This is a genomic window from Streptomyces sp. NPDC058469 (genome assembly GCF_042721125.1).
In the GTDB taxonomy this organism is placed as follows: Bacteria; Actinomycetota; Actinomycetes; order Streptomycetales; family Streptomycetaceae; genus Streptomyces.
Genome location: NZ_JBHXME010000135.1, coordinates 20,882 through 30,422, shown reverse-complemented (window position 1 = coordinate 30,422; position 9,541 = coordinate 20,882). Strand labels below are relative to the sequence as shown.

Here is a 9,541-nt window from a genome sequence, read left to right as displayed (position 1 = left end):
CGAACGGGCAGATGGTCCTGTGCTGGCTGGAGCGGGCCGGTGACTTCTTCTACGGTGGCAACACCGGCAACTCCACCGTCAGTGGCTACCGCCAGGACGCGCACGGTCGTCTGGCTCTGACCAACGAGGCCGGTATCGCCGCCGCGCCGTCCGGAACGTCCCAGGGCGTCATCGACCTCGCCGTCGCCGCCGACAAGTTCGTCTACGTCCAGAACGCGACCTCCGGCACCGTCGACGGTTTCCGTGTCGGGCGCACCGGCGCCCTCACCAAGATCACGACGGTCACAGGACTGCCCGCCTTCGCCGCATCCGGCATGGAGGGCATCGCCGCGGTGTAAGGAAAGCGGCCGCCGCGGCGGAACGTCCCGGGCGCGCGACGAGCGTGCCCGGGACGTCGTGCATGTGGCGGGCGGGCTCCCGCAGAACGACAGCGCGTGGACGCACGGTGCGGCGTTTCGCCAGGCGGGGACGCCGGACCGGAGACGCTCACCGCGATGACGCCGCCGGCCGCGTCCCATGCGAGAACGTCGAAGGGTCCGTCGGTCGACCACTGACACTGGCAGAGGGACAACCCGCTGCCAGACGCACCCGAGACGCCGCACGGACCCAGGCCGAGATCAGCGAGGCCGCGGCAGAGGAGTCCGTGCGCATTGGCTGTTCAGGCGCCCGCATCGACGCCATCGCCGACCGCACCCGGTCCACCAAACGCGTGATCTACCGCTGTTTCGCAGCAAGGAGCAGCTGTTCACGGCCGTGCTGGAGCGGGAGTACGCCAGCATCCGGCACAGCGAAGAGGAACTCGACGTCGAGCATCTCGCCCCGATGCGCTACCGGACTCTGCCGGGCGACATGGCCATCGTCCACCTCACGACCGGTGAACAAGCCGCCGTCGGGTAGGGGGTGCCACTGCAGGCCTGTGCCAGGGGCCGGGTCGGCGCCGTCGGTGCGCATCGCACACGACAGCGCCAGGGCCGGCCTCGGCCTGGGGTACCGCCAGAGTCGGCCGGTGTTCAGCTGCTGCCGCGGGCGCCTCTGCGGCGCAGGGCGATGAAGCCGCCCGCGATGGCGAGGACACCGGTGGCGGTTACGGCGGCGATGCCACCGGCGCCGGTGGCGGCGAGGTCATCGCCCCGGCCGCCCTGCGGCTGGGTTCCGCCGGAGGCGTCGGCAGCAGGGGTCGCGGCGCCGGTGTCGGAGGAGGCCGCCGTGTCGGACGTACTCGCTGAAGGAGTCGGTGTGGTGGCTGTGACGATCGTCTTGTCGCGGGTGAAGACCAGTGTGCCGAAGCCGAGGTGGTCGAGGCCGCCTCCGGTTCCGTAGTCACCGCCGCCGCCCTCGGGCCTGACCTTGGCCGCCATTTCGCTCACATACGGCGCGTCGAGGCCGCGGCGGTTCACGTAGTGGTTGTAGAGGCCCTCCCAGATCGGGCGCACCTGACCGCGGGCCCACGTGGACGCCTCCGTGAACGTCTCCCATCCCTCCCACGAGCCGGGTGCGCCCTTGTGCCAGGTCCAGGAGGTGAAGGGGACATCGTGGCCGAGGTTCCACTTGGCGGCGTACTCGACGCCTTTCAGGACGCGGCTGTCGTCGTAGCCGTAGAGGTCGATGCCCTGGTTCCACGCCATCTCGCAGATGGTGCCCAGCAGGCCCACGCTCAGCAGGGCGTGTCCCTGGTCGCGTCCGACCTCCACCATCTGTCCGAGGCCCCCGGCGTGGATGAACGGGATGGCGTTCTTGATGGAGCCCATGCCCTTGCCGGACTTGAAGTACGTGACAGCCTCGTCGACCTTGGCCCGGTCGTCGCAGAGGATGCCGATGGCGAGCACGGAAGCCACGCTCAACAGGTCCCAGCTGCTCCAGTAGTTGGAGTCATACGCGCCGTTGTGGTTCGTGAGGAAGCTGTGGTTCATCGGGTAGAAGACACTCAGCATCATCTTCTTGAACCGGGCCAGGTCGAAGCCGCTGTAGCCGCGCATGATCTCCGCCGCGTTCGCGAACTGGTAGCCGTGGATGCCCGCCGCGATGAACCGGTCGGCGCTGCCGTCGAGTGCGGTGAGCTCGGCCGACCAGGCGTTGAGGATGTCGCGGGCGGCGTCCGCGTGCGCCGTGTCGCCGGTGACCTTCCAGCGCAGCGCGTTCTGGTAGGCGGCGGCGATGTCGAAGGCGAGCGTGCTGACGTTGTCGCCGGTGGCGCCGCGTATCACCGTCGCGAGCGGGTTCGCCTTCCAGGTGCTCGCCGAGCGCGGGTTGCCCGCCAGCTTGGCGTAGCCCGCCTTCCACAGGCCGACGCCCGCCTTCACCTTGGCGGCCATACGGTCGAAGTCGGCCTGCGTGTGCAGCAGTCCCGGATGTACGAATGAGGCGCTTGCCACGGCCGGAGCGGCTCCGGCACCGACGGTGGCTGCCCCGATGCCCGCCGCTCCGGCTGCTCCCGCGACCCGCAGCACGCTGCGTCGGCTCATCATCGGGCGACTGTTGTTCTGGCTCACTGACACTGATTGGCTCCTGTCGGATTCGGCCGTACGCAGCAGGAGACGTGCGAGCGGATCGTGGATAACAGAACCGCGGAAGGGAATCTCGAACGGCTCTGGCACACTGCCACCCTTCGGAACGTCAGCATCAGGCGTTCGTCGACGAGGTGGGGCGGGACAAGGTGGGACGGGTTCGCTCGCAGGACGTGCGGGAGCGGTCGGATGTCGCGGTGGTCGTGGCGGCGCGGGCCGGTGACCCGGAGGCGTTGGAGCACCTCGTGCGGGGCTGTCTGCCGTTGGTCTACAACATCGTCGGGCGGGCCCTCGACGGGCACAGCGACGTCGACGACGTGGTCCAGGACACGATGCTGCGAGCCCTGGACGGGCTCTCGGGCCTGGAGGACCCGGAGCGGTTCCGCTCCTGGCTGGTCGCCATCGCCGTACGGCAGGTTCGCGACCGGTGGCGCGGCCGACAGGCCCGGCCGCAGGCGGAAGTGCCGGACGAGGCCGTCCAGGAGGTGGCCCCGGAGGCGGACTTCGCGGATCTGGCCATTCTCCGGCTGGCCCTGTCGGGGCAGCGGCGCGAGGCGGTGGAGGCGACCCGTTGGCTGGAGGACGAGGAACGCGAGGTGCTCTCGCTGTGGTGGCTGGAGGCCGCCGGGGAGCTGACCCGCGCCGAACTCGCGGCGGCCTGCGAACTCGCGCCGCAGCATGCCGCGGTACGGGTGCAGCGGGTCAAGGAGCGGCTTGAGTCCGCGCGGGCCGTGGTGCGGGCCCTGGCCACATCGCCGCGCTGTGCGGAGCTTCAGGCGCAGCTGACCTCCTGGGACGGCCGTCCGGCCGCACGGTGGCGCAAGCGGCTGGCGCGCCATGTCCGCGACTGCCCGCGATGCCTGTTCAACACCTCCGAACTCGTGCCGACGGAGGGGCTGTTGGGCGGGTTCGCGCTGGTGCCGGTGCCGATTGGTCTGGCGGGCCTGCTGCTGGCCAAGTCGATGCCCTCGGCCTCGGCGGCGATGGGTGGGACCGCGCACGCTTCCGGCAGCGTGGGCCGGGTGGGACAGCTGCTGGGCAAGTTGGCGGCCAAGCCGGTGGCGGCGCTGACGGCAGGGGCGGCGGTCCTCGCGGGTGGTGGCGCTCTGTATGCCTACACGCGGTCCGACGCGCCCGTACGACCACACGCGGCTCAGGTCCAGAACCAGGCTCCGGTATCACCCACCGCCTCGTCTGTACCGCCGACCCCGACGACATCCGCAACCCCGACGCCGACGGCCGCCTCGACGCTCGTGGGGCGCCACGCCCTGCGAGCGGTCGACCAGTCCGGCCGCTATGTGAGCGAAGCCGGCAATCTCGGCGTCCTCGGTCCCGTCGCCGCCACGAGTTCCGGGCTCGCGAAGCAGGAGGCCACCTTCCGATTCGTCACCGGGCTGGCCGATTCCCACTGCTACTCGATCAAGGACGCGACGGGCAGGTACCTGCGCCACTACGCCTTCCGTATCCGGCTGGACGCCAACGACGGATCGGCGGTCTTCCAGAAGGACGCCACCTTCTGCGCCCGGCCCGGCTCCGCCGACGGATCGGTCTCCCTGGAGTCGTACAACTACCCCGGTCGCTACCTCCGTTACCGCGACAACCTCCAACTGTGGGTCGACCCAACACAGAACACCGCCGCGTTCCGCGCCAGCCGTTCCTTCACCGTCGTCGCGCCCTGGACCTGATCGCGCCCCCGCCAGTCACCGCAGGCGAGGGCGCACGTGGTGGTCCGTCCCGTCTGCCGTGAAGGCCGTGCGTACGAACCCGCCCGGCAGGGGCGTGCCGTCTACCGCGACGGGCCGGCCCTCGCTGTCCGTCACCCGCAGGAAGTGCCGGGCGGTGGGGGCGGTCACCGTGTAAGGGCCCGGGGCGGTGAGAGTCAGCCGGGCACCGGTGAGCGTGCCGTGCTGCCAGTCGAGGTCCACGCCGACGCCGCCCCTGGCTCGCAGTCCCCGGACGCTGCCGCCCGGCCAGGCGGACGGCAGCGCGGGCAGCAGTCGCAGTTCGTCGGTGTGGCTCTGGAGGAGCATTTCGGCCATGGCCGCCGTGGCACCGAAGGTGCCGTCGATCTGGAACAGCTCCGGCGGGTGCAGGTCGAAGAGGTTGTCCGAAGTAGAGCCCGCCAGAAGGGAGTTGATGCTGCGCAGGGTGAGGTCCCCGTCACCGAGCCTGGCCGCGAGCGCGGCGACCCAGGCGAGGCTCCAGCCGGTGCCCCCGCCGCCGTGAGCGAGGCGCTGGGCCAGGGCCGCGCGGGCGGCGGCGAACAGCTCCGGCGTGCCCTCGGCGTCGACCAGTGGACCGGGGTAGAGGCCGTAGAGGTGGGAGAGATGGCGGTGTCCGAGGTCCTCGGGTTCGACGTCCTCCGACCACTCGGGCAGCGGCTGTCCAGCCGCGTGCGCCACCGGGCGCAGCCGTTCGCGGGCGGTTCGCAGCGGGTCCTCGATCTCGTCGTGCAGGCCCAACTCCCCAATCGCCGAGAGGCAGTTCCCGAAGAGTTCTCCGGTGAGCAGAGGTCCATCGTGCTTGCTGCGCCGGTGGCGACCAGTGATCCGTCGGCCGCTCGGAAGCGGTGCTCGGGTGAGGTGGAGGGACAGGTGACGAGCCGTCCGTCGGTTTCAAAGACGAGGAAGTCCAGGAGGAAGACGGCGGCTTCCCGCATCGCCGGGTACGCGCGCTCGGCGAGGAAGCGGCGGTCGGCGGTGAACCGGTAGTGCTCCCAGAGGTGGGCGCACAGCCACGCCGCCCCCATCGGCAGTTGGCCCAACTCGGGCTGCCCTGGACCGGGTTGGCGCTGCGCCAGATGTCGACGTTGTGGTGTGCGGTCCAGCCGCGGCAGCGGTAGTAGGCGTGCGCGGTGCGGCGGCCGGCCTCGGCGAGGCCGCCGATCAGGTCGAAGAGCGGCTCGTAGCATTCCGGCAGGCCGGTGGTCTCGGCGTGCCAGTAGTTCATCTGGAGGTTGATGTCGGTGGTCCAGTTGGACTGCCAGGGCGGCTGGACCGTGGTGTTCCAGATGCCCTGGAGGTTGGCCGGCTGGGAGCCGGGACGGGAGGAGGCGATGAGCAGGTAGCGGCCGTACGCGAAGTGCGGTGCGTCCAGGCCCGGATCGTCGGCACCCGCCTTCACGGCGGCGAGGCGTTCGTCGGTCGGCAGGTCGTCGAGCGCCGGGTCGTGGTCCAGGCGTAGATCAGTCCGTCCCTGGAGGGCCCGGTGATCGGCGGCGTGCTCGGTGCGCAGTCGCTCGTACGGAAGGGCGGAGACGGTCTCCAACTGCCGTACGACGTCGGTGTCCAGGCCGGAATCCGGGCCGAGTGGGGTGTGGTTCCAGCCCTGGTAGCCGGTCGTGGTGGCGACGAGCAAGGTGGCGGTCGTCGCTCCGGTGACGCGCAGGCCTCCGTCCGGGGTGCGCTCGACAGTGCCGTCCCGGTCGGCCTGGACGTGAAGCCCCGCGGCGAATCCGGTCCCCACATCGGGCGCGTACGTGACGGCGTCGGGGCCGGTGGCCTCGAACTGCACTTGCGCGGGGGCGCGGCCCGTGATGACCGCGCCCGGCGCCGATCCCGGGTGCGCCGAGTGAAGGCAGGCGGTGAAGGTCAGTGCCGCCGGGCGGTCACAGCCCAGCCGTATCGCGAGGACAGCCCGCGACCGCCGACACGAACAACTCCCGGGTGTGGCGTACGCCGTCGACGGTGTACGCGACCGTGCCTATGCCTTCGGTCAGGTTCAACTCCCGCCGGTACGCGGTGACTTCACCGTCGTGGTCCAGGTCGAACAGCAGGGCACCCAGTGGCTGGTACGCCTGCGTGAACGGTCCCTGCATCCGCGTGGCCAGCTCCTCGGCACGCACATGATCGTGGTCACGGAGCACCGCCTCGCGCAGGGCGGGAAGGTGCGCGGCGGCCCCGTCGTCGTTGTGGTCTCCGGGGCCGCCGGACCAGAGGGTGTCGGCGTTGAGGTCGATGCGCTCCCGTACGGCGCGCCCGTGCACCATCGCGCCCAGGGACCCGTTGCCCAGCGGCAGCGCCGCGAGGTAGTCCTCTGCGGGCTGCTGGTACCAGAGCGTCAGTACGGGCGGAAGCCGAGCGTCAACGTCACCGGCCGGGCGTCGAGTTGGAACTGGGGTTGGGTGCGCGGACCGCAGGCACCGCTGCCGATGCCATGGTGCGCGGCGTCGAGGTTGACGTACACACGGTCGCGGGGACGCAGATCGCTGGTGTGCTGTGCGGCGTCGAGGTCCTCGCTGGTCCAGCGGCGCACGGTGAGATCGGTGTACGGGTACCCGGTGACGGTCAGCCCGACGCCGTCCGGGTCGGTGAGGCGGGCGTGGCGCACCTGGCACCGGTTGCCGTTCTCCTGCGGCAGGACGTACGGCGTCTGGAGGTCGTCGACGGCGGCGCCGAAGTGCCCGACGCGGACGGCGGCGGTGGTATCGGAGTACGCCTCGCCGGGGCCGAGCCCGAACCAGTCGACCGTCTCGATGTCCCCCGGGAGCGCCATGCGGATGCCGATGCGGGGGAGCGGGCAGGGCCAGGTGCCCACGGGCTCGGTGTGCAGGGCGAGTTGGAGCAGGCCGGGGTCCTCGGCGTCGGCGGCCCAGCGGAAGACCGTACGCATGGCGAAGTCGGCGCCCGCGGGAGCGGTGCGCGTGATGACCTCCAGGCCGCCGTCGTGCGGGCGGAGGCCGATCAGACGGTGTTCGAGGCGGTCGAGGCCCGCCTTGCGCCATGCCTCGGCGAGGGGGCCGTTCCAGGTGCGCAGGTCGTTGTCGATGGGGGCGCGCCACAAGTCGAGGCGGGGCCCGTCGACTTGGAGGCCGCCCAGTGCGGTCAGCGTTCCGGACACGGCGTCGAAGACCGCGGGCCCGAGGGTGTACGTGCCGTCGGCGAGGACCGGGACCATGGGCCGGACCGCCGGGGGAGCTTGCGGGGCGGGGCCCACGATGGCGGCCTGGTCCCAGGCGATCTCATGCCTGGCCGGCGCCCACGACTCGTCCTCCGCGAGCTCAGCGACGACGGTGACCCACCGCTCCTCGCCGTCCTCCAGGGGCGCGTCGCAGAGCTTGGTGAGCGTCTCGGGCCAGGGCAGTTCCCCGTCGGCGCCCGCAGGTACCGGCTGTACCGCCAACTCCCCGTCACCGCGCGGCTGTCCGTGGTCCTCGACCGACCAGCGGAACCGCAGATGGGCGGTGTCCAGGGTGTGCAGCAGGTTCCGGACGCGTACCGTCCTCGACGTGGTGTCGACGGTGATCCGCACCGGCTCCACGGCCTTCTTGTACTCGGTGAGGCCGGGGGAGGGGGTGCGGTCGGCGAAGGCCAGCCCGTCGCAGCAGAAGTTGTCGTCGTGCACCGGCTCGCCGAAGTCGCCGCCGTACGCGAAGTGTTCGCGGCCCTTTGGGGTTCGGCGCCGGACGCCGTGGTCGATCCACTCCCAGACGAAGCCGCCGTGCAGCCGGGGGTAGGTCTCGAAGAGTTCCTGGTACTCGCTCAGACCGCCCGGGCCGTTGCCCATGGCGTGCGCGTACTCGCAGAGGATGACCGGCAGCCTACGGCGTCGCGCGTCCCGCGACGGGTCATCGGCTACCGCCTCCTGGCCTCGTCCCAGGAGACCCACCTCGCTGTGGTCGGCGTACATCAGGCTGAAGACGTCGGTGTACGGGCAGTTGTAGTCGCCCTCGTAGTGGATGAGCCGGTCCGGGTCGCGGTGCTTCGCCCAGGCGGCCATGGCCGCGAGATTCGTGCCGGTGCCCGCCTCGTTGCCGAGCGACCACATGACCACGCTGGGGTGGTTCTTGTCGCGTTCGACCATGCGGCGCATCCGGTCGAGATACGCCTCGTGCCAGCGCGGGTCGTCGCTCGGATTGCCCTTCCAGCCGACCAGCCCGAAGCCGTGCGTCTCCAGGTCGCACTCGTCGACGACCCACAGGCCGTAGGTGTCGCACAGATCGAGGAACGCGGAGTCCGGCGGATAGTGGCTCGTACGGACGGAGTTGATGTTGTGACGCTTCATCAGGAGTACGTCCGTGAGCATGTCCTCGTGGCTGAGGGTGCGCCCGGTGTCGGGGTGCCACTCGTGGCGGTTGACGCCGCGGAAGAGCAGGGGCCGCCCGTTGGCGAGGATGACGCTGTCCTTCACCTCGATCCGGCGGAAGCCGATCCGCAGGGGGATCCGCTCGCCGTCGGTCACCAACTCGCCCTCGTAGAGGTGTGGTTGCTCGGCGGACCAGGGATCGACGCCGGGGGCGTGATGCGGTCCCGCAGGGTCGGCGTCGACGATGCCCAGGGCGGGGACGGTCAGCAGGGCCGGGCCGTCGGCCCGCACGGAGAGGGTGCCGTCGCCGGTGATGTGGTCGTAGTCGGCGTGCACGAAGAAGTCGGTCAGGGCGCCGACGGGTCGCGAGATCAGGGTGACGGGGCGGAAGATCCCCGACAGCCACCACATGTCCTGGTCCTCCAGGTAACTGCCGGACGACCACTGGTGCACCCGGACCGCGAGGACGTTGCGACCCGGCCGCAGGGCGTCGGTGACGTCGAACTCGGTGGGCAGACGACTGCCTTTGCCGTCGCCGAGCAGGATGTCGTTGAGCCAGACGGCGAAACAGGAGTCGACACCCTCGAAGCGCAACAGGGTGCGGCCCGCGGGCCAGTTGTCGGGGCGGAGGAACTCGCGGCGGTACTCGCCGGTCGGGTTGGCGTCCGGTACGTGCGGCGGATCCACCGGGAACGGATAGACCTGGTTGGTGTACGCGGGCGGCCCGAAGCGAGGCTCGTCCGGCAGCCCCTCCATCTGCCAGCAGGACGGCACCGGGATCGTGTCCCAGTCGCTGTCGTCGAACCCGGCTTCCTGGAAACCGTCGACGACCTGTGGCAGCCCTGCGGCCAGGTGGAAGCGCCAGGTTCCGGTCAGATCCAGTGCGGGGGCGTCGGAGGTGAAGGCGGCCCGGGGCCGCTCGCGGCCGCGGCCCGGTGAGAAGCTCTCCAGGTAGTCGTGTGCGGTGGGCTCACTCGTCACAACAGGGGCCTTCTTTCAGGCAGTTGACGGTG

Annotated in this window: 5 protein-coding genes and 3 pseudogenes; 3 read left to right on the top strand and 5 right to left on the bottom strand. The window is 70.8% G+C overall.

Annotated elements, in window-relative coordinates; translation table 11 throughout:
- Positions 1-338 (top strand): annotated as a pseudogene (locus ACFWP5_RS39335) (hypothetical protein); the annotation flags it as partial.
- A gap of 212 nt (positions 339-550) precedes the next feature.
- Positions 551-825, top strand: a pseudogene (locus ACFWP5_RS39330) (TetR family transcriptional regulator); the annotation flags it as partial.
- A 185-nt stretch (positions 826-1,010) separates the two neighbouring features.
- Here ACFWP5_RS39330 and ACFWP5_RS39325 read toward each other — a convergent pair.
- Entirely contained in the window at positions 1,011-2,465 is a 1,455-nt protein-coding gene (locus tag ACFWP5_RS39325) for an alginate lyase family protein (RefSeq protein ID WP_384168219.1), read from the bottom strand.
- A gap of 188 nt (positions 2,466-2,653) precedes the next feature.
- On the opposite strand from ACFWP5_RS39325, the gene ACFWP5_RS39320 reads away from it, so the two are divergent.
- Positions 2,654-4,189, top strand: coding sequence for a sigma-70 family RNA polymerase sigma factor (locus tag ACFWP5_RS39320; protein WP_384168216.1), 1,536 nt, complete (start codon positions 2,654-2,656; stop codon positions 4,187-4,189).
- 15 nt (positions 4,190-4,204) lie between these two features.
- Here the strand turns inward: ACFWP5_RS39320 and ACFWP5_RS39315 are convergent, their stop codons facing one another.
- The 4 genes and pseudogenes from ACFWP5_RS39315 to ACFWP5_RS39300 all read right to left on the bottom strand — a co-directional run bounded on the left by ACFWP5_RS39315 (position 4,205) and on the right by ACFWP5_RS39300 (position 9,509).
- Positions 4,205-4,966 carry a glycoside hydrolase family 95-like protein gene (locus ACFWP5_RS39315; RefSeq protein WP_384168213.1) on the bottom strand — a complete coding sequence of 254 codons (762 nt, stop codon included), beginning with the start codon at positions 4,964-4,966 and terminating at the stop codon, positions 4,205-4,207.
- A gap of 110 nt (positions 4,967-5,076) precedes the next feature.
- A pseudogene (locus tag ACFWP5_RS39310) lies at positions 5,077-6,122 on the bottom strand (glycoside hydrolase family 95 protein); the annotation flags it as partial.
- The gene (locus ACFWP5_RS39305) at positions 6,112-6,501 is read right to left on the bottom strand and encodes a glycoside hydrolase N-terminal domain-containing protein (RefSeq protein ID WP_384168225.1); all 390 of its coding nucleotides are present in this window, start codon (positions 6,499-6,501) and stop codon (positions 6,112-6,114) included. The gene ACFWP5_RS39305 and the pseudogene ACFWP5_RS39310, both read right to left, overlap by 11 nt.
- Before the next feature lie 62 nt (positions 6,502-6,563).
- Positions 6,564-9,509 carry a glycoside hydrolase family 2 TIM barrel-domain containing protein gene (locus ACFWP5_RS39300; protein ID WP_384168210.1) on the bottom strand — a complete coding sequence of 982 codons (2,946 nt, stop codon included), beginning with the start codon at positions 9,507-9,509 and terminating at the stop codon, positions 6,564-6,566.
- Between the last annotated feature and the right edge of the window lie 32 nt (positions 9,510-9,541).

Coding starts and splice junctions, on each gene's coding strand:
- ACFWP5_RS39325 (WP_384168219.1), bottom strand. CDS start 2,465: ATGATGAGCCGACGCAGCGTGCTGCGGGTCGCGGGAGCAGCCGGAGCG.